Raw genomic sequence first — 18787 nt, forward strand, 5'->3', positions numbered from 1 at the left:
TCATGTCTCTGACAATAGTAAGCAAATTAGCCTCTCAGCAAGGTCGGAATGATGAGGTACCGAATATTGAGCTGGCGCACGAATTAGCTAAGGAAGAGGACAGAGAAGCAATCCAGGATCTCATCCAGCTTCTCTCTAGTAAGGAGAAAAAGATTCAAAACGATTGTATAAAAGTTGTTTATGAAATTGGTGCAGTAAAACCAGAGTTGATATGTGAGTATGCAGTGGTGTTTATCGAGTTGTTAAGAAGTCGCAATAACCGCTTAGTGTGGGGCAGTATGTCAGCACTGGCGACGATTGCGGAAGTAGCTTCTGAAACGCTGATGTTACACGTAGACGTCCTAAAAAGCGTGATGAAAACCGGATCGGTAATCACAGTTGATAAAGGGGTTCTTACCCTAGCAAAATTAGCAGCCGTTAAGGAAGAAAACAATCAAATCATTTTCCCTTTTTTACTTCAACACTTGGAAACATGTCGTCCGAAAGAAATCCCTCAGCATGCAGAAAGTACGTTAATTGCAGTAACAGAGGATAACAAAGAGGAGTTTCTACACGTGTTACGCCTAAGAGAAGAATACCTTTCCCCCCCTCAGTTGAAAAGAGTGAAAAAAGTTTATAAAACAGTTACTAGTATCTAACTACGGAGAGGGCATTTTATCACGAATTCATTTGTCACAAATATTCTTACAATAACCAGTAAGGACGCGAAAATTGTCCTAATATGTTCTTTCACCTCAAAAGAATATTAAGCCTAATGAAAAATATATATTTAGTGGTAGAAAAAAGATGATGAAGTGGGGGAGTTCTTGATGGCAAAGTCAGAAAAAGTGTATAAAGTGCCGACTGGTTCAAAGAGTGCAATAGGGTTTGGTTCCGTTTTAGCCATAACCATTTCGTGGAGCCTACATAAATCTATTCTTTGGGCTATCCTTCATGGTGTGTTTAGTTGGTTTTATGTTATTTACTATGCGTTTACTAGATAACGTGTAAAGTTATAAATGAAATTCTTTATAATTAACAGAGCCAAAATGCAAAGCCTAGTTTCTCCTTATCAAAAGAGAAGCTAGGCTTTTCGTTTTAACTGTCCTATTGTTACGATTAAGATTCAAAATCAGCTTGTATAATAGTTTGTAATGCTTTTTTTAGTTCGTCTTTTTCTTCATCTGATAATTTTTTTAGAACCAAATTATTCAAGTGATTTGTTGCTGCTTCCACATCTACTTTCATTTCATAAGATTTTGGTGTAGCCATTACTAAAACATTTCTACGATTAGTCGGGTCTATTGAACGTTCTATTAGATCAGCTTTTTGCATTTTGTCTAAGATTCCTGATATAGTTGGTGCTTCTAGATGAACCATCGCTCCAATTTGTTTAGGAGATAATTGTCCTTCTTTCCACAAACAATTCAACACACCATATTGTGCGGGAGTTACACCATGTTCCTCTAATAGTTTGCTAAAATATTTAAACACTTTATTCTGACTTACACTTAGTAAAAAATTCATACATTCTTTTAATTCCATAAAATCTCCTCCAATTGACAACTCCTATAATAACATGTTAGTTTTTGTTACAAAATACTTTTGCACCAAAAGTGTTTTGTTGCAAATCAAAGGAGCGGATATTGATGAATACATTCAAGGCGATTGTGTTAAAAGAAGACCAGGACCAAGTAGTGTATGATTTAGAAAATGTTACCCTTAACAGTCTCTCTGAGGGGGAAGTCTTGATTAAGGTAGCCTATTCTTCTATAAATTATAAAGACATGCTTGCTGTCCAAAAAAATGGTGGTGTCATTCGACATTATCCTATGATACCTGGTATTGATTTGAGTGGTACCGTTGTTCATTCATCTGATCATAGATACTCGGAAGGGCAGAACATTCTCGTAACAGGATTTGATATGGGGATGAGCCATACTGGAGGGTATGCAGAATATGCTAGAGTACCAGCGGATTGGATTGTTCCTTTACCAGACAACTTAACCCTTAAAGATGCAATGGTTTTTGGTACAGCAGGCTTTACTGCAGCGTTATCCATCATGTCACTAGAAAATAACGGGATGAGCATTCCTAACAATCCAAGAATATTAGTGACTGGTTCCACTGGTGGAGTCGGAAGTATTGCGCTCCAAATCCTTTCAAAAATTGGTTATAAAAATATATCTGCATTGGTTCGAAAAGATCATCAAGAAGAGGTAGCGAAATCTTTAGGAGCAACAGATGTTGTTTTTGCAAGTGAGTTAGGAGAACAGACCAAACCACTCAATAAACAAAAATATGATTTTGTATTAGATACGGTTGGAGGAGATATTGCCTCTACGTTAATTCCACAGATTGCTTATGGTGGAAGTATGAGTATGTGCGGAAATGCGGGCGGGATGAAGCTTACTACCACAGTGCTGCCCTTCATTCTAAGAGGAATTAATCTTTTAGGAATTGATTCCGTTAACATCCCAATTCATGATCGTAAGGGGATGTGGGATAAGATTGCGAACGAGTGGAATATTTCTAAAACTTCTCTCATTAATGAAATTACACTAAGTGATGTACCTGCTACCATGGAAGTGGTGAAAAATGGTCAGCATTTAGGAAGATCGATTATTAAGGTGTAAGCATGGACTGGTATTGAGTTTTTATAGGATTAAAATAAGATGCTTAGCACAATCCAAAAAAAATCAAAGTTAGTAGAATCTTAATCTATATTGCGAAATGGTAAGGGTGCACACAAAAAGTGTATAATTCTCACTACCTTTATTGGTGCACCTTACTTTTGCCTTACTATTATCTAGTCTGATGTTTCTTCGCAAAAGAAACAACCAGTTTACCAACGAAACCAATGAGCAAATAAACAGGGAAAGAATAGACATACTCCCAATTGATTGTCTCGTATATACCTAACATAGTAAAAAGAGGTTGTCCGATAAAGCTACCTAATAATCCAAAAATAATCACGGCGATGGAATAAGGTAACCATCTAGTGAAGTATTGATACAGTAACATATACGTTATGGGGATAAATGTTAAGTCAAGTAGATTGAAGGTCTTAACCAAGCTGAATAACTGATTGGGAAAACCCCAAAGCACCAATTCAATCCCTATGCTATTTAACAAGGTAGAAACAATACCTACAACAGTACCTAAGAAACATACCTCCATTAATCTACTCTTATCTACTAACTTCCACCAAATAAACCATAATCCAATTACTATGATTAGTAATATCCACCACTGTGGTGTAAAGAGCGTGTTCTCTTTCCAATTGGAATAAACAATAGAGAACAATTCCCGTCTTAATTCAATAATCTCCTCCATAAATACCACCTTTCTCTAAAGCTATAGCTCTACTCTTGCCAAAGTATAGACTGGATATACAAGCATCCTAGTTTGAAAAAGTGTGAAAGATGATTTGAGATTCATTAACAGGTTTTATCTTTTCAAAGAGCCAATTATTTTTTTTTTGAGAGCGATCTTTTATTTATTTCTAGGTGCAGATAATTAAAGAGGTAAATGTAAGGAAGGGTAAATGGATTAATATGTACAAAGACAATTAGTATTGGAAGAAAGGATAGTAGTAGTGAAGTAAATAGGCCAGAGGGATAAGACATGTACATCTGTTTCTCCCTCTGGCCCATTTGAATTTTCATTTAGAATAAACTCTTACTGCCCAAACCAAGTCTTATGTTGTTGAATTACATCATCATGTTCTTGATCCCAGTAATCAACCGAGTAGGAATAATCATAGTTCATGATGCAACGGATGCCACTACCTTGTGGATCGTGTCCTAAACCATAGTTATGAGAGAATTCGTGTTGTGCAGCATGCCACGTATTTTCTGCACCTTGGTCAAGGTTAACGCTTATTGCTGAACCATTTGGGGCATAAGGGTATACATAAGCAATACCACCAGAATTAAACTTCGCATCACGTGTGAATCCTACAACGAAATCATACCCTCTACCGTTCCAATCTCTGTCTAGATCCTGTAGTATTTCAGATGCATTATTACCTTGAGAAGACCACTCAGCCACAGCTTTAATTTCAAAGTCAATTCCATGATCACGAATAAATGCATCATCTGCTCGTTCCACAATATTCTGTGTGAAAGTCTGCCAATCAGGACGAGCAGCACGGTATTCTTCATCAACAGCGATTAACACTGTCACTACACGGTTTCCTGTTGGTTCTGTTGGAGGAGTAGTTCCACCGCCGGATCCAGAATCGTCACCATTACGGAACCAGTCAAAGATTCCAAATAATTCTTCTGAGTCATCACTATGTTTATGTAGATTTTTTTCCTCTTTTTTTGCTTCTTTTTCTTCTTGCTTAGACTCTTTATCTTTCATGTCTTTGTTTTCTTTTATAACCTTATCGCCCTTCTTGTTACCATTGCCATCTAAAATCTCGACTTCTGTAGTTGCTTCTACAATCGAAGCTGTAGAAAACGTTTCTTCTCCTTTAATAGATGCCTTTGGTAATTCGTGTCCTATTTCCACTACATTACCTAGTGAATCTACGCCAGTTGTCACTTCGGATGCACTCATCTGAGCGGGTAATACAGTTAACGCAGTAATAATGGATAATGATAAAAGTCCTTTTCTTTTCACTTGTATGTACCTCCATTTTTTGGTTTGCCTGTCTAGGCATCTACTAAACTATCATAAGTAAGTAGAAAATACTGGAGGTCATAAGTCTTAAATTTATGTCGAACGTGGTCATATAGACTCATTTTTTGTAAAGTGTTCGTTACAGGGATTTAAAGATTTGGTAATACGACTATCTACCGAATGCGTGTCTTCTAATACGTATGTTTGTAAAGTCAGATTTGTTGGCAAACTTTTAACTAGAGATTAAAATACAAAACAGGTACTTATATGAAGTGATGCAGCTTAATTACGGAGGAAAATAGCATGGCATATGTAGCAATAGCAATTATTTTACTTATTGCTGGTATTATCTTGTTCGTTAACACATTCCCAGCATTCGGTGGGGATCCAAGCAAAGAACAAAAACAAGCGTTCGAAAAGCTACCTAACTACAAAAACGGAAAGTTTCACAACTCCGTAGCTACTAATATGAAAATGACTACAGCTGAAATACTGTCATTTATCAAAGATTCTAGGAACAAAACAATGGAACGAACTCCGAAAGAACAACTGGAAATGAGGAAAGTGGATTGGGAGAAGATTAAAAGCGAAGAGGACAGTATCACTTGGTTCGGACATTCTGCTTTTTTGCTTAGTATCAATAATAAAAAACTACTCATCGACCCAATGCTTGGACCAACAGCTTCCCCGGTATCTTTCATTGGCAGTAAGCGATACAGCCAAGATATTCTTCACATCATTGAAGAAATGCCATTAATCGATGCTGTGCTTTTGACACATGACCACTACGATCATCTAGATTATCCGTCTATTAAACGCCTAAAGAACAAAGTAAAACACTTCTTTGTCCCACTTGGTGTCGGATCTCATTTAATCAGATGGGGTGTTCCATCTCATGAAATCACCGAATTAAACTGGTGGGAAGAAGTAAATTTCGAAGGTTTAACATTAGCTCTTACGCCTTCTAAACACTTCTCTGGAAGAAGAGGATGGAATCGCGACTCCACGTTGTGGGGCGGCTGGGTGATCCTTGGAGAGAAGACGCGTTTTTATACGAGTGGTGATGGTGGCTATGACGATCATTTTAAACAAGTTGGAGATACATACGGTCCGTTTACCTTTACGATGATGGAAGGTGGGCAATACGATGATCGATGGTCGTGGGTACATATGAGACCAGAAGAATCTGTGCAAGCGCATTTGGATGTGAAAGGGAAAACGATGATGCTGATTCATTGGGCTGCGTTTACGTTGTCATACCACAGTTGGACGGATCCAATTGAGCGAGCGATTCTTAAGGCTAACGAAGAAGGAGTGGAGTTAGTAATTCCTCTGCTTGGGGAGACGGTATTATTGAGAGAAGAAAGATTTAGTGAAGTTTATGATTGGTGGAGAGCTAAAAGAAAATAAGGATGATGAAATGCTCCTAATGCTAGGAGCATTTTTTTAGTGGTTGGAGGCACTACTTTTTCCTTAAAATCTAGTAGTGATTCTTCATACCTATAACCTAGTAGAATGACGTAAAAATTAGAAATTTTCCCAATACCATTTTCCTATATTTAGTACTATAGTAATAATATACCTGGTACCGGTGTCGTGCTTTTCTGTTAATTTTCCTAGATATGTAAGTGTAGATAAAAGGTATATAGTTACATTTATCTATCTGCTCACAAATAATAATAGGGGTGATAGGAGCATGAAATTAAAAAGCATATTGTTCATGAGTGTTTCTTTAATAGTAATGTTATTTTTTTCTGGGTGTAACAATGGAAACAACCAGGAGGAGATAAATAAGATTCAACAGATAGCATATAGCAGTCTATCTGCTCAAGAGAAGGAAGAAGTAGTTGATAAAGAAAAGGCAGAGATAAATAGGATAGAAGATTTACCTGATAATACCTATGTTGTCTTACCTAAGTATAGTAAAGATCATCTATATTCCGTTACATTTAAGAGCAGTAACCCAGAATTAGGAGACATCATACTGTTTGTAGACATCTTCCATGAAAAAACTATCGGTTATATCATAAGAAAATAGTTCTCTTAAAAGTGTTATTAGATCCTTCTAAATACTATATTAATAGGCTGAAACTAACCTAAAAGAGGTGTGAGTTATATTGAAAAAGAAAAAATACAACAAATTTGCTTTACTTTCTATAATTGTCCTTCTTGCAAGTCTTGTAGTGGAAGTCCCAACTTCTCTTGCATACGTAAAAAATGGTTCAAAGTGGTCGAATCCAACTTCTTTACAATATTATGTGGATAGTTCAACACTGTATGCTGGGAATGAACATTACGCAACATGGGGAGCAACGGCATGGAATAGTGCAACGGAAGTAGAAGTTTCACGCACATATTCTTCAAGTGATAATGGAAGATTGACGACTATCGTCACATCTACTACCGATTTAGGTGCATATTATGCTGAAGCATTTAGATACAATTCAAGTGGGTCGCGATGTGTACAACCTACTATATGTACAGTTGTTAGGGGAAAGATTGTTATTAATAATGTAGATTTTAAGAAACTATCATCTACAGGAGTTAGAAGACATGAGACGATGACTCATGAGATGGGGCATATACTTGGACTTGGTCATGAAGATTCAAGCGGAGTTTTTAGCATTATGCTCAGTGGCGGTGCAGGTTTTATTGATCGAAAGAGTCCTACAACGGATGATTTTAAAGGAATCAGTGCTGTTTATTAATTAAAGGGAGCTTATGAATATGTATAAAGTGATTGCTGGATTATTTAGTGTAATTGTCATTATATTTGCCGTTACTACTATTAGTAACCAATTGGTTTCAGGAGAAGATAGTCTAAAAGTAGAAAAGTATCAAGAATTAACTTCACATGTGAAATTTGTGAAGATTTATGAGGATTTTAAAGAAATTGAATTAGATTCAAAACTTGTTGTAATAGGAAAGAAGATTGGTAGTGAGCCTGTATTTATCAAGGATGACTCGGGAGAAACTGCAATTTATTACACTTTATCAGACTTTTCTGTAGAAAAAGTATTGAAGAATGAAACAGGAAATGAAGTGAAGAAAAAAAGTGAAATAACCATTATGGAAAATGCAGCGATTGATGAAGTAAATAAGATTTCTTATAGTGTCGAAGGGTATAAGTTAATGAAAGATAACAAGAGGTATATTTTATTCTTAACACCTAACCGTACAGAAGAAGGCGTATATAATGCTGTGGGTGTAGTGCATGGGAAGTATGCGTTTGAAAAAAATAAGTCAGCAAGAGATGAGCAATTTGATAAAGATACCGAGAACTATGAAGATGAACTGAAAAATGTAAATAAAAAGGTTTATAGTGAAATAGAAGAAAAGTATAAAGTAGAGTTAAATTAAACCCAATACAGAAAAGTAGGAGCAGAAAAATAAGAAATTTTCTGCTCCTGCTTTTTTTATGTCTCAAATCCAACTACTCATTCCCAGGTACCAAAACCAACCTCTTCGCATCATCACGGTATCCATCACTCATCAACGTCTTATGATACGCACCACTAGTCCAATCCTCCATCTGATCATGATACCAAGGACTCATCACATGACCCGACTGACCCGGTCCCACCACATTGTAGCTCTCTAATGGATTCTTCATATCCACAACGGTTCGCCAAGACGCTCCGTGGTTCACTTTTCCCGTTTCGCTCTTCCAACCAGCGGCACCAACCGTCACTCGGCTACCTCGCATTGGGATAGATCCTTCTTTGTTGAAAAGGAGATGTAAAGGTTTTACCGAAGACAGTGGGTGATCAAAGCTGACAGCATGTACCTCGCCCCATTTCCACTTGATTGGGTTTTCTCCTTGGAACTTGCTTGCTCTGGTGACGGCATTTTGGAAAGATTCTTGAAGGACACTCGGTAAACCACCGTTTTCCTTTATCCAAATCACCTCATCACCTTGATGAGCCTTTCGTAACAATTGGTCAACCACTTGAGCTTTTCCTGTAAAAAGATCTAACATCTCGTCACTAATCTCTTCTTTAAATAAAACGTTCGCTATTTCTTCCATCCAGAAATGGAAGAGGAGAGGAGCAGCTAGTTCTGTATCATCCGTATAATTCCAATTCTCCAAGGTTTTCAATGCTTCTTTATCTATTTCACTAAATGGGTACGTATCTAGATGCTCTAGTAAAATCGGCGTAAACTCTTCTGCTTGAAGATTATAATGATCGAACTGCAACTTCATCATATCGTCCGCATTTAGTTTTTCTTTTGACTCTAACACATCCACAATTCGTTGCTGACGATACGGCTGTGCCCAAATATTCGAAATGTGGTATGGATACTCATCACCAACAATTTTATTATTGGCCGTGGCAATATAACCACTGTCCGGATTCACAATCGTAGGCAGCTCTTCCCAAGGAACATAGCCGTCCCACTCATATTCATCCGTCCACCCTGGCACCGGAAGAACACTATCGCCTTTTTTACGAATAGGAATCAATCCATTCGCACGATACGCAATTGTTCCATCTGTAGAAGCAAAGACAAAATTCTGTGCTGGCGTATGGAAATACGTTAGTGCTTCTTTAAACTCATCCCAATTCGTCGCTTTGCTAAATCGCAACACAGCTTCTAGTTCCGTAGAAGGCTCAAGAGCCGTCCACTTCATCGAAAGCGCCGTATCTGCTTCTTCGTAATGAGCAAATTCCGAAAGGATAGGACCGTGTCTAGTGATAACGACTTCATAATTCACAGGCTCATCGTCTTTTATCGCAATCGTTTCTTCTATTACTTCAGCAGGCTCCCACGTGTCGTTGTACAAAAACTCATGCTTGTTTTCTGGATTACGCTTTTCAATATAAAGATCCTGTACATCTGGACCAACGTTCGTCACGCCCCAAGAAATCGTTTCGTTACGTCCAAGGATAATTCCCGGAATACCTGCGAAAATAACGCCACTCACATTGATTTCAGGAGATTGCAAATGTGTTTCATACCAAATAGCAGGAGTAGCTAAACCAAGGTGAGGATCATCCGCTAAGATCGGAAAGCCAGATTCCGACTTATCTCCACTAACCACCCAGTTGTTGCTTCCGTTAAACTCATGAGGGATGACCGCGCTAGCAAAGCTTTTCTCGATATCAATAGTGGCATCCTTTACCGCTTGGATCACGGTAGGACCGTCTTTTGGATAACTAGGAAACAATTCTAAAGCTTTGTCTTCTGAGAAAGCTTGAAGTAGGTAATGACGGAAAGCTTGTCCTTCCCAATGTCCACCAAGGTCAAATGCCATGTACTTTCCTATCGTTAAAGAATCTAGCTCTGTCCATTCGGTAGGTTCATAGCCTAAAATCGTAAACTCAATTGGTAGTTTGTTAGCGACTTTGGCTTCTTGTATATATTGATTCACGCCTTCTGCATAGGAAACAAGAGCGCTTTTCGCTTCTTCTGAATAAAGGGTCATCGACTTCTCTGCGGCTCTTCGCAATCCTAGGGTCCTGAAAAATTTATCGCGGTCGAGCGCTTGTTTCCCAACCACCTCACTCAACATGCCGGAAGCTTGTCTTCTACTTAAATCCATCTGAAAAAGTCGATCTTGTGCTGTGACATACCCTTGCGCTAGGAACAGATCATGCTGGTTTTTGGCCTCGATGTGCGGAGTGCCAGCTGCATCACGATAAACGCTTACTTCATCTAGTAAACCTCTAATTTCAATGGTGCCTTCTGTTTGCGGTAGGCTTTTGTTTAAGATCCAATAGAAGTAGCCTGTTGCGATGGCCGAGAGTAATAGAAGGGAGAGAAGGATAGAGATGGTAATTCTCCAACGTCTTTTTTCTGGCCATAGGGGGAATTTTCTTTTTGTTACGAGTTCCATGGGTTAACCTCCTTTTTGGTAACGCTTACATTTTTATTTCTATTATACTATGATTTTTAAGATGCATTATTCCGAGGGCTTTTGGTTTTTTATTAATAGTGTAATAACTGTGCATGTAACTTTTAATTAAGTTAAGAAGAGTAATATATTAGAGTAGATGATATAATAGAAAATATTAACAAAATATAATGTTGGAGGCTTAAAGTTTGGATTTTCAATTGGATGATGTTGCGATATTTTACCATGGTACAGTTGATATATATGGTAATTTTATTAGAAAGAAAGGCATCAGGGTATTTGCCAATTCACCAGTCTCTCTAGATTTTGGACCAGGTTTTTATTTAGCACAGACTAATAGAGATCAAGTAACAGAATTAGCAAAAATTAGAGCAAAGAGAGTCGAACTTCCAAGGCCTGAAATTCTTCAGTTGTTAGAAATCACACCCAGAGAGTTCTTAAAGCTAAGAAAAAATTTTAGACCAGTAATCATTAGTTTTAAGATTAGAGATAAAGAAAAGTGGGGAAAATTAATACATCAAGATTTCTTCATACACCCTACTCATGTTTGGCAGGATCATATCCTTAATTGTAGAAACACGACAACATTATGTGGACACTTTGATACTACATTTGGTCCAGTTGCTGACGGTGGTATATTCTCTGGCTATGCACATAAAATTAAGGCATATGAAACATTTAATCAACTAGCAATCCACACACAAAGAGCTGCTGATTTATTTGAAGTAATAGACATGGAGGTGATTGGAGAATGATAGCAACGGAGGCGATGGATATTTTAGAAGCTCAGGCTAATCAACTTATAGAAAAAGTGAAAGAGACACTAGTAGAATCGTTTCATAAGAATGAAGAGGAAGCAAGGAATCTTGTAGATCAGTCCCAACTACTTGATAAACTCTTAACAGATCCTATAGGACTTCACGACTCTCCTGAAAAATGGGCATTAATTATACTCACAGAACTGGAAGATCTAGAGGCTATTGAGCTTTATTATAAAAGCTTTGCAAATTGAGACAGAGGTGAGAAAGAGGGACTGGTTCCTCGTCTCACTAATTTTTTACATTTAATTATAATCAGTACGCTCTTTAACTTTCGTATGTAATAGTGAAATGTTTTTTCCCCTAGCCCCCAAACGACTAGTAATCTAAGCTGTCTGTCTCCTCTGTAACCTTTTCAAATCCATTTAATAGTTCTAGCCAATAATCGTCTTCAAGACCTTTTTCCCTGTAATAATCAAAAAAATGCCCTGAACGTCCTTTCGTGTCGTCTATTGAAACGAACTTAAGTTTTTCTCCAACAACTTTCGTGTATTTTCCCATTAGATTATTCATTATTTTTAACGAGGCTAGTTGTTCTTCTGATAATTGAATTTCATCTTCTTGGAAATCTAGTTGAATGAAAAACAATACATAATCGCTATTAATGGATGTTACATTATTACTAGTATCTTTTGTTCTTTGAATAGAAATTGCCATATGAATAACGTCTTGTATTTCAAAAGTAAGATAGCTAAAATTCATTTGTAACTGTTCTGCTTGGGTTCTTGTTATTGTACCTGCAGTTAATACATCTTCCAATATACTTAAATTAGAACTAGGTGCGACCGAAATTCTTACAATCTGATTTACTAGTTCACCAGAAAGATATTCTTCATAAAGGTCTTTTTCTTTTGACGTTATTAGCCACAAGGTGAAAAGTGCTATTAGAGAAGTACTCAACAACGTATAGATTACAAGCTGCTTTTTCATGTTAGCCCCCTACTTTTAATAAGACATGATAAACTAATTTTAACAATAATTTCTATTTGATAAAATGGTTAATTACTAAGATGAAAATGAGGAGATTACTTTGACACAAAACACTGAAAGTACATACTCACCACCAAAACACATCGTTTCAGCAGCCACCATCGTTCTAAATGAACAAAACGAAATTCTATTACTAAAGGGACCAAGAAGAGGATGGGAGATGCCAGGTGGACAAGTGGAAGTAGGAGAATCTATTAAAGAAGCGGCCATTCGAGAGACGAAAGAAGAGACGGGTATTGATGTGGAGATTGTGAAGTTTTGTGGGATTTTTCAAAACGTCGAAGGCTCCATTTGCAATACGTTGTTTCTAGCTAAATCAGTAGGTGGTAATCTAACAACTTCACCGGAGAGTTTAGAGGTAGGGTTTTATAGTATTGAGCAAGCTTTAGAGATGGTTTCGTGGAAGAACTTTAGACAGAGGATTGAGTTGTGTTTGACGGAAGATATGCATCCTTTTTATGTTGAATTTTGAAGTATTAAAGAACTCCCCGATAAACTATGGAGTTCTTTTTGTTTGCTCCCATTTACAAGTACAAGTCATGAAACCCATAATCCTTTAATAAACTAAACCAAGCCTTACAAAATACCCACTTCAAATCTACCACTCCATCCAGCATAAACACACTCCCAATAAAATAAAAAGGAGGACCACATGCAAAAATTCAAAAATCCCAAATTTCTGCTGCTCTTTGCCATTCTCCTCATCTTCATAGGAAGCTTTGCCGCATCACTTTTTAACAATTCTTTTGGAAAAGTAGACGTCACGCGCATTTACTTTGACACACCTCGTGGAGAACTTTCTGGACTTTTGTACAAACCAGAAGGGGCAGATGACACACCTCGTCCCACGATTGTTGCAACACACGGATATCTGAACTCCGGCGAAATGCAAGACGCACAAGCAATCGAGATGTCGAAGCGAGGATATGTAGTCCTGGCGTTAGATCAATACGACCATGGACATTCCAAACACACAGGAGAGAAACCTATTCCATTTTTCTCTTTCTGGCCACAAGCCATCTATGACGCGGTTCAGTTCATGTATGACCAACCGTTTGTTTTAAAAGATAAAAATGAAAACGGTATCATTGGTGTAACGGGTCACTCGATGGGAGGTTTCTCTTCCACACATGCCGTCATGTTAGACGAATTGGACTTTGCGGAGAGTGGTATTCGTAAAATTTTTGCTTCACTCCCGGTAGGATCTGACTATCAATGGGTGAAGGTACTTGGTTTCACGGACGAGGACATCAACAACTCTTATGGACCAAGATTTGCAGGGAACATTGCTGCGCAGTACGACGAGTTTTTCTTTAACGCAGAAGCAGCAGTGGCTGGTAAGTCTGTTGTGAAAAAAGATTATGTAGCGACAGAAGAAGGGAAAGGATTCTTAGGTAATCCGGAAACAGCAACAGCTGGAGAGGTGTATGACGTAAATGGAGGGAAGCGTATCGTTTACCAACCAAACGAGACACACCCGTGGAATCATTTCTCGAAAACATCCACAGGTCACGCGATCGATTTTTATGATATGGCATTTGCGGACTACGGAGACTTGGTCAAAGTAGGGACAGACGGCCAAACGTGGATGTGGAAAGAATGGTTCTCGTTTGTTGCACTAGTTGGTTTCTTCCTATCATTCTTACCGTTAATCAGGTTGCTATCAAAAGTGCCATTTTTCCAGAAATCTTTTACAGAAAAGCCAAAAGCTTTATCAGAGCCAAAGACAAACGGAGCAAAACTGGCAAGACTATTGCTGCTAGTATTCGGTGGACTGTATCCAGCGCTATTCTTCCCAGCGTTGTACAGTGGCGATGAATCTGGCATGAGACTATTGCTACAAGCGAGTATGATAGTGTTTGTCTTATCGTTAGGAATACTTATCCAAACTTATAGGAAAGCGACAGAAAAGAAAATTAGGATTTGCGCGAGCATCATGGTCGTGTTGAGCGTGGTGCAGTTCTTCTACTTGAAAAACCAAGCAACTTTCTTAGAAACAACCGCGTTCTTTGGAGCTCCAACGGTTAACCCAATTGCGTATTGGGCAATCAATGTATCCATCGTCACGCTGATGATCATGGTGTGCTATCACTTCGTATCGAAAAAGGCGAACGGCGCAACCATTAAAAATTATGGGGTGACAACAAGTGTCCAGTCCGTCGTCGCGTCACTTGGTCTGGCAGTGTCTGCACTTGTTATTGGTTATGCACTACTTTTCCTAGTAGACGCTGTATTTAAAACAGATTTCCGTCTATGGACATTGGCAGTAAAAACATTTGAAGTTCATCATGTGGTAGCTGTGCTAAAATACGCACCGTTGTTCTTCTTGTACTATTTTGTGGTCGGATTATCGGTGAACATGAACACTTCGGGAGAAAAATACAACGGAGCAAAAGGATATGTGGTGGCAGCATTACACTTTATAGGAGGATTACTTCTGTACCTTGGTTATCACTACGGATTACTGTTTACAACAGGAACAGCGGGATATCCAGGAGAATCGTTATCTTCCATCATCGTGATCGGACTAGTGCCAGTGCTGTTAGTAGCTTCTATCATTAACCGTTACTTCTACCTGAAGACAGGTAACGTGTATGTTGGAACGTTTGTGAATACTTTATTGATGACGACAATAACTGTTGCGAACACGACTTTGTATACGGTGTTTTAAGAACTTGGAGACCTGTCAAGTGCAGGTCTCTTATCTATTTCTTCAATCCAGCCGCAAAAAACGGCCCATTAATTGTCATTGTTGCAATAATTCTAGCAATCTCCTCAGGTGGTTCTGCTCGATCACTATGTACCCACTCCTGTATCACTCCTAAGTGAGCAGACGATACATACGATACAAAATATTCTCGTGGCACAAGTAAGTGTTCCTCGTTAATGATGGGGCGACTAGTACCTTGGAATAATGCATTTGTCATTAGAATCTTCAACTTTGTATGAAAAGAAAGATCACCTTTTGGCCCTAATAATATCCGGACTAATCTTTTATTTTGTTGTAAAAAAGCAAAGAACGGAACAAGGAGTGCAAAAGGTAGTGTATCAGAATTATTTGTCTCCATATTAGCAATCACAAGAGGCATTTTTTGAATGATTTTATTCTCCAACTCTTTAACTAACTCTTCTTCACATTTCGTCATCAAATCGTATTTATCTTGATAATGACTATAAAATGTCCCACGGTTAATCATAGCTTTCGTCGTTATATCTTTGACTGACGTCGCTTCGAATCCCTTTTCTTCCGCTAATTCAATAAAAGCAGTTTTTATCGCTTCTTTTGTTCGTACTACACGCAAATCTGCTCCAATATCGCTCACTGAACAGCCTCCCTTAAATTTTTTTGAACACCTTTTATATAAGTGTCGTTTAACCAACAGTATCAACATTTTTGATTATGGAAGGATGTATACTCCTCTAATATACTCTTTATAGGAAATGAACAACATGTTGTTTTCTATTATAAGGGAAACATGAATGATGTTCTATATGACTTAGGAGGCGGTAGTGTGGATATCCAGTTAAAAAAAGTCCATAAAAGCTTTGAGAAAAAAGCAGTGATTAAAGATATCTCTTTGGTTATTCCTTCAGGAGAGATTTGCTGCTTGTTAGGTCCGTCAGGTTCAGGGAAAACAACGTTAATTCGACTAATGATTGGAGCAATCTCTGCCGATCAAGGTTCGGTTCAGTTTGATGAAGTAAAGATGCCGAATAGAAGCATGCTTTCTAAAGTTGGATTCATGCCTCAAAATGATGCTCTTTATGATGACTTATCAGCAGAGGCAAATTTAGAATTTTTCGGTGGTTTGTACCAAATGAATAAAAAGGAATTGGCTTCGAGAATAGAAGAGGTTTTAGAGATTGTGGAATTGACGGACCATCGTCAGAAACACGTGAGAAATTTTTCAGGAGGAATGAAGAAGCGACTTTCGTTAGCTGCTTCCATTTTACATTCTCCATCTGTTTTGTTTTTAGATGAGCCAACTGTCGGGATAGATCCTGTGTTACGAAGATCCATTTGGGAACAGTTTCAAAAAATTAAACGAGAAGGTACAACAATTGTAGTTTCTACGCATGTAATGGACGAGGTAAGTGAGTGTGACAAAGCAGCTTTGATTTATAACGGAGAGTTAATTCAGTATGATGAAGTGCAAAAATTGTTAGAGAAAACAGAGAGTGGGAGAGTAGAGGAATTATTTATTCAAGCTGCTGGAAATGTTCAAGGAGGTGAGGCGAAATGATGCACTTAGCTAAACGAGTGTTCCGTCAAACATGGAATGACAAGCGCAGTGTGATGATGATTCTATTTGCGCCACTTTTAATTTTAACATTAGTCTACTTTTTATTAGGCAATTCTGATTATGTACCAACAGTCGGAGTAGATCCAACTAGTATACCGACTAAAATAGTGGATGCATTAGAGGAACAAGAACTAAAAATGAAAGACTTATCAAGTGAAGATGTTGAAAATCCAAAAACATATTTAGAGGAGCATCAAGAAGTAGATGCCATTTTTAACTACTCATTAGATTTAGGCATGGAAATTACGATGTTTGAATCTTCCACTAAAGGAGGAAAGGCAGCGAATGAAATACAAGAAGCTATGTCTTCACTTAATCCAGCTGCGAAGGTAACAACATCTTTTGTTTTTGGAGATCAAGAACAATCTACTTTCGACTCGTTGGGGTTTGTCTTTTTAGCATTGTTTTCGTTCTTTTTAGTTTTTATTATTAGCGGAATGGCATTAGTAAGGGAGAGAAGTGGTGGTACATTAGAGAGATTATTAATGTCTCCAATAAAACGGGGAGAAGTTATTCTCGGATACACGTTAGGCTATGGAATCTTTGCTATTATCCAATCCATTTTTATTGTTTTATATTCTGTTTACATTTTAGACCTACCTTCAGCTGGAAACATCGGCCTGGTGATGCTTACGATGGTATTATTAGCCATCACAGCGGTGTCTTTTGGAGCAACAATTTCTATTTTTTCTAATTCGGAATTACAAGTCGTGCAGATGATCCCGTTCACGATCATCCCGCAGGTGTTTTTCTCTGGATTAATTCCGTTAGATTTAATTCCGTACAATCTAGGAAACTTATGTTATCTTATGCCAATCTATTACGGGGCGAGTGCGATTAAAGGAGTAATGGTGTATGGACATGGAATTGGAGATATTTGGATCTATTTGTTAGCGTTGCTCGGTTATGCGCTTGTATTGTATATGGTGAATACGCAAGCATTGAGGAAGTTTAGAAGGTTGTAAGAGGAAAACCAGGCAATGGCCTGGTTTTTTTTGATTTCAAGACAATTTCCAAGCTGGAATCAACGAATGGAAGCGGAAGAAATAGCTCAATGGGATACAGTAGAAGGAAAGAGTACTCCGGTTCATTGTCTATTTCCCTATCTTACTTGGTAAGCTATTATTCCGTCGTCTAGATTAAGCAATAAGTAAGGTACTCACTACTAGAAGGAGAATATATCTCTTCAAGTATTCATTCTCCTTTTTTTCGAATGTTATAGCCTACTAAAAGACCAATAATAAAAACAACCAACGTATTGGATTCGAAGTCGTCTGTAACAAACCCAATGACAAGCCAAGCAACAAATGCGCCAGTAATTGTTAGAATAATAGATTTCATAGTAATTAAAATAATCCTAAGAGCTTAGTCCAACTCGAAATGTTGTATGTTAACTAAGATCCATGGATTTTCTCCTTTTTTAGAATAAGTCGAAAAATACTCTTTGTTCACCTCAATTAAATTCCAAGCCATCCGTTCTTTCACGATGATTTTCATTGCTTCATATTCTTCTTGATTGTTTGGATCATAGGCCTTTATCCAATATTCTTCATAATCAGCAGAGTGACCTTTGTCGATAATGAAGATGGCGGAAGTAGTTGATGTGTAGGGCCCGATGCATGAAGAAAGTATGAATAATGTAAATATAAGAGGAAACCATTTCATTCTTTTCATTATTTGCCCTCCTCTTTTAGTATATTTTAAACATGCCTGTTTAGCTTACCAGAATAGCAATTTGCATTTCAGGATCTTACTTGATTGAAATTCTGGATTGTGAGACCACTAAAATGAAGTAATTAAAAATTTCGTTTTAGCATTTTACCAGTATTCTCATAGGTAAAGTATGTACATGAAGGTAGCAATGATGACGTAGGGAAGAAATAGAAGCAGTAGTGTGTTAGCAAGATCCCATTTATCGAGAGGTTTCTTTCGGTTTTTGATTAGTAGGTAGATAGTTGGCAACAATCCAATAATATATGTTTGGGCAATTACAGCCGATACACTGAAGAGATAACCATCTTTTTCCCCAGCCAATAAAATGGAAATGAATAAACAAAGATAGAGGAAACCATGTAACGGAAATAACAGTAGATTTTTCTTTACATACATTTGCTGGCACTTCCTTTAAAATTAACTATTTTACAAAAGTAGCAATAAATTAAATCTAATTTAATTTATCTTAACATAAAATTCCATCTGTAATAAAAGAT

The 18787-nt window shown here is 37.6% G+C and carries 23 protein-coding genes; 14 read left to right on the forward strand and 9 right to left on the reverse strand.

Translation table 11 applies throughout. From position 1 onward, the window contains the following. Positions 1-2 precede the first annotated feature (2 nt). Both G8O30_RS00715 and G8O30_RS00720 read left to right on the forward strand, forming a co-directional pair. Positions 3-638, forward strand: a complete 636-nt coding sequence (locus tag G8O30_RS00715) for a hypothetical protein (RefSeq protein WP_239673106.1) — start codon at positions 3-5, stop codon at positions 636-638. A 171-nt stretch (positions 639-809) separates the two neighbouring features. Beyond that, complete coding sequence (locus tag G8O30_RS00720; protein WP_239673107.1) at positions 810-983, forward strand: hypothetical protein; 174 nt, start codon at positions 810-812, stop codon at positions 981-983. A 115-nt stretch (positions 984-1098) separates the two neighbouring features. Here the strand turns inward: G8O30_RS00720 and G8O30_RS00725 are convergent, their stop codons facing one another. Then, the gene (locus tag G8O30_RS00725) at positions 1099-1524 is read right to left on the reverse strand and encodes a MarR family winged helix-turn-helix transcriptional regulator (protein ID WP_239673108.1); all 426 of its coding nucleotides are present in this window, start codon (positions 1522-1524) and stop codon (positions 1099-1101) included. A gap of 104 nt (positions 1525-1628) precedes the next feature. On the opposite strand from G8O30_RS00725, the gene G8O30_RS00730 reads away from it, so the two are divergent. Further along, positions 1629-2615 carry a YhdH/YhfP family quinone oxidoreductase gene (locus G8O30_RS00730; RefSeq protein ID WP_239673109.1) on the forward strand — a complete coding sequence of 329 codons (987 nt, stop codon included), beginning with the start codon at positions 1629-1631 and terminating at the stop codon, positions 2613-2615. Between the two features lie 169 nt (positions 2616-2784). On the opposite strand, the gene G8O30_RS00735 is transcribed toward G8O30_RS00730, so the two are convergent. Beyond that, positions 2785-3315 (reverse strand): CBO0543 family protein, encoded by a 531-nt coding sequence (locus G8O30_RS00735; RefSeq protein WP_239673110.1) that lies wholly within the window; start codon positions 3313-3315, stop codon positions 2785-2787. Positions 3316-3660: 345 nt separating this feature from the next. After that, on the reverse strand, positions 3661-4608 hold the full coding sequence (locus tag G8O30_RS00740) for a zinc-dependent metalloprotease (protein ID WP_239673111.1): 948 nt from the start codon (positions 4606-4608) through the stop codon (positions 3661-3663). A 303-nt stretch (positions 4609-4911) separates the two neighbouring features. On the opposite strand from G8O30_RS00740, the gene G8O30_RS00745 reads away from it, so the two are divergent. The 4 genes from G8O30_RS00745 (at position 4912) to G8O30_RS00760 (ending at position 7968) form a co-directional block, all read left to right on the forward strand. Next, on the forward strand, positions 4912-6018 hold the full coding sequence (locus tag G8O30_RS00745; RefSeq protein ID WP_239673112.1) for an MBL fold metallo-hydrolase: 1107 nt from the start codon (positions 4912-4914) through the stop codon (positions 6016-6018). A 286-nt stretch (positions 6019-6304) separates the two neighbouring features. Continuing rightward, the gene (locus G8O30_RS00750) at positions 6305-6646 is read left to right on the forward strand and encodes a hypothetical protein (protein WP_239673113.1); all 342 of its coding nucleotides are present in this window, start codon (positions 6305-6307) and stop codon (positions 6644-6646) included. Between the two features lie 79 nt (positions 6647-6725). Beyond that, positions 6726-7316 (forward strand): matrixin family metalloprotease, encoded by a 591-nt coding sequence (locus tag G8O30_RS00755; RefSeq protein ID WP_239673114.1) that lies wholly within the window; start codon positions 6726-6728, stop codon positions 7314-7316. Between the two features lie 19 nt (positions 7317-7335). Next, positions 7336-7968, forward strand: coding sequence for a hypothetical protein (locus G8O30_RS00760; RefSeq protein WP_239673115.1), 633 nt, complete (start codon positions 7336-7338; stop codon positions 7966-7968). A 73-nt stretch (positions 7969-8041) separates the two neighbouring features. Here G8O30_RS00760 and G8O30_RS00765 read toward each other — a convergent pair whose 3' ends face one another. Then, entirely contained in the window at positions 8042-10447 is a 2406-nt protein-coding gene (locus tag G8O30_RS00765; protein WP_239673116.1) for a penicillin acylase family protein, read from the reverse strand. Positions 10448-10653: 206 nt separating this feature from the next. Here G8O30_RS00765 and G8O30_RS00770 point away from each other — a divergent pair, with 206 nt between their 5' ends. Together G8O30_RS00770 and G8O30_RS00775 are read left to right on the forward strand one after the other, a co-directional pair. Continuing rightward, on the forward strand, positions 10654-11220 hold the full coding sequence (locus G8O30_RS00770; protein ID WP_239673117.1) for a DUF3990 domain-containing protein: 567 nt from the start codon (positions 10654-10656) through the stop codon (positions 11218-11220). Continuing rightward, the gene (locus G8O30_RS00775; RefSeq protein ID WP_239673118.1) at positions 11217-11477 is read left to right on the forward strand and encodes a hypothetical protein; all 261 of its coding nucleotides are present in this window, start codon (positions 11217-11219) and stop codon (positions 11475-11477) included. Before G8O30_RS00770 ends, G8O30_RS00775 begins: the two co-directional genes overlap by 4 nt. 124 nt (positions 11478-11601) lie before the next feature. Here the strand turns inward: G8O30_RS00775 and G8O30_RS00780 are convergent, their stop codons facing one another. Then, on the reverse strand, positions 11602-12213 hold the full coding sequence (locus G8O30_RS00780) for a hypothetical protein (protein ID WP_239673119.1): 612 nt from the start codon (positions 12211-12213) through the stop codon (positions 11602-11604). Positions 12214-12313: 100 nt separating this feature from the next. Here G8O30_RS00780 and G8O30_RS00785 point away from each other — a divergent pair, with 100 nt between their 5' ends. After that, positions 12314-12745 carry an NUDIX hydrolase gene (locus tag G8O30_RS00785; protein WP_275576506.1) on the forward strand — a complete coding sequence of 144 codons (432 nt, stop codon included), beginning with the start codon at positions 12314-12316 and terminating at the stop codon, positions 12743-12745. Between the two features lie 180 nt (positions 12746-12925). Beyond that, complete coding sequence (locus tag G8O30_RS00790; RefSeq protein ID WP_239673120.1) at positions 12926-14944, forward strand: serine aminopeptidase domain-containing protein; 2019 nt, start codon at positions 12926-12928, stop codon at positions 14942-14944. A gap of 34 nt (positions 14945-14978) precedes the next feature. Here G8O30_RS00790 and G8O30_RS00795 read toward each other — a convergent pair whose 3' ends face one another. Further along, the gene (locus tag G8O30_RS00795; protein WP_239673121.1) at positions 14979-15596 is read right to left on the reverse strand and encodes a TetR/AcrR family transcriptional regulator; all 618 of its coding nucleotides are present in this window, start codon (positions 15594-15596) and stop codon (positions 14979-14981) included. A gap of 189 nt (positions 15597-15785) precedes the next feature. Here G8O30_RS00795 and G8O30_RS00800 point away from each other — a divergent pair, with 189 nt between their 5' ends. From G8O30_RS00800 to G8O30_RS00810, 3 genes are read left to right on the forward strand one after another with little or no spacing between them, the layout of a single operon-like run. Continuing rightward, positions 15786-16517, forward strand: a complete 732-nt coding sequence (locus tag G8O30_RS00800; protein ID WP_239673122.1) for an ABC transporter ATP-binding protein — start codon at positions 15786-15788, stop codon at positions 16515-16517. Continuing rightward, positions 16514-17542 (forward strand): ABC transporter permease, encoded by a 1029-nt coding sequence (locus tag G8O30_RS00805; RefSeq protein WP_239673123.1) that lies wholly within the window; start codon positions 16514-16516, stop codon positions 17540-17542. Before G8O30_RS00800 ends, G8O30_RS00805 begins: the two co-directional genes overlap by 4 nt. A 15-nt stretch (positions 17543-17557) precedes the next feature. Next, positions 17558-17695: a hypothetical protein gene (locus G8O30_RS00810; RefSeq protein WP_239673124.1), complete on the forward strand. Its 138-nt coding sequence runs from the start codon at positions 17558-17560 to the stop codon at positions 17693-17695. Between the two features lie 76 nt (positions 17696-17771). On the opposite strand, the gene G8O30_RS00815 is transcribed toward G8O30_RS00810, so the two are convergent. The 3 genes from G8O30_RS00815 to G8O30_RS00825 form a co-directional block, all read right to left on the reverse strand. Beyond that, positions 17772-17918 carry a tRNA U-34 5-methylaminomethyl-2-thiouridine biosynthesis protein gene (locus tag G8O30_RS00815; RefSeq protein ID WP_239673125.1) on the reverse strand — a complete coding sequence of 49 codons (147 nt, stop codon included), beginning with the start codon at positions 17916-17918 and terminating at the stop codon, positions 17772-17774. A 24-nt stretch (positions 17919-17942) separates the two neighbouring features. Then, complete coding sequence (locus tag G8O30_RS00820; RefSeq protein WP_239673126.1) at positions 17943-18251, reverse strand: hypothetical protein; 309 nt, start codon at positions 18249-18251, stop codon at positions 17943-17945. 156 nt (positions 18252-18407) lie between these two features. Beyond that, on the reverse strand, positions 18408-18686 hold the full coding sequence (locus G8O30_RS00825) for a hypothetical protein (RefSeq protein ID WP_239673127.1): 279 nt from the start codon (positions 18684-18686) through the stop codon (positions 18408-18410). Between the last annotated feature and the right edge of the window lie 101 nt (positions 18687-18787).

Source organism: Mangrovibacillus cuniculi, from assembly GCF_015482585.1.
In the GTDB taxonomy this organism is placed as follows: domain Bacteria; phylum Bacillota; class Bacilli; order Bacillales; family R1DC41; genus Mangrovibacillus; species Mangrovibacillus cuniculi.

Excerpts from the sequence above, each read along its gene's own strand:
- G8O30_RS00715 (WP_239673106.1), top strand. The coding sequence starts at position 3 with ATGTCTCTGACAATAGTAAGCAAATTAGCCTCTCAGCAAGGTCGGAAT.
- G8O30_RS00720 (WP_239673107.1), top strand. The coding sequence starts at position 810 with ATGGCAAAGTCAGAAAAAGTGTATAAAGTGCCGACTGGTTCAAAGAGT.
- G8O30_RS00725 (WP_239673108.1), bottom strand. The coding sequence starts at position 1,524 with ATGGAATTAAAAGAATGTATGAATTTTTTACTAAGTGTAAGTCAGAAT.
- G8O30_RS00730 (WP_239673109.1), top strand. The coding sequence starts at position 1,629 with ATGAATACATTCAAGGCGATTGTGTTAAAAGAAGACCAGGACCAAGTA.
- G8O30_RS00735 (WP_239673110.1), bottom strand. The coding sequence starts at position 3,315 with ATGGAGGAGATTATTGAATTAAGACGGGAATTGTTCTCTATTGTTTAT.
- G8O30_RS00745 (WP_239673112.1), top strand. The coding sequence starts at position 4,912 with ATGGCATATGTAGCAATAGCAATTATTTTACTTATTGCTGGTATTATC.
- G8O30_RS00750 (WP_239673113.1), top strand. The coding sequence starts at position 6,305 with ATGAAATTAAAAAGCATATTGTTCATGAGTGTTTCTTTAATAGTAATG.
- G8O30_RS00760 (WP_239673115.1), top strand. The coding sequence starts at position 7,336 with ATGTATAAAGTGATTGCTGGATTATTTAGTGTAATTGTCATTATATTT.
- G8O30_RS00765 (WP_239673116.1), bottom strand. The coding sequence starts at position 10,447 with ATGGAACTCGTAACAAAAAGAAAATTCCCCCTATGGCCAGAAAAAAGA.
- G8O30_RS00775 (WP_239673118.1), top strand. The coding sequence starts at position 11,217 with ATGATAGCAACGGAGGCGATGGATATTTTAGAAGCTCAGGCTAATCAA.
- G8O30_RS00780 (WP_239673119.1), bottom strand. The coding sequence starts at position 12,213 with ATGAAAAAGCAGCTTGTAATCTATACGTTGTTGAGTACTTCTCTAATA.
- G8O30_RS00790 (WP_239673120.1), top strand. The coding sequence starts at position 12,926 with ATGCAAAAATTCAAAAATCCCAAATTTCTGCTGCTCTTTGCCATTCTC.
- G8O30_RS00805 (WP_239673123.1), top strand. The coding sequence starts at position 16,514 with ATGATGCACTTAGCTAAACGAGTGTTCCGTCAAACATGGAATGACAAG.
- G8O30_RS00810 (WP_239673124.1), top strand. The coding sequence starts at position 17,558 with ATGGCCTGGTTTTTTTTGATTTCAAGACAATTTCCAAGCTGGAATCAA.
- G8O30_RS00815 (WP_239673125.1), bottom strand. The coding sequence starts at position 17,918 with ATGAAATCTATTATTCTAACAATTACTGGCGCATTTGTTGCTTGGCTT.
- G8O30_RS00820 (WP_239673126.1), bottom strand. The coding sequence starts at position 18,251 with ATGAAAAGAATGAAATGGTTTCCTCTTATATTTACATTATTCATACTT.
- G8O30_RS00825 (WP_239673127.1), bottom strand. The coding sequence starts at position 18,686 with ATGTATGTAAAGAAAAATCTACTGTTATTTCCGTTACATGGTTTCCTC.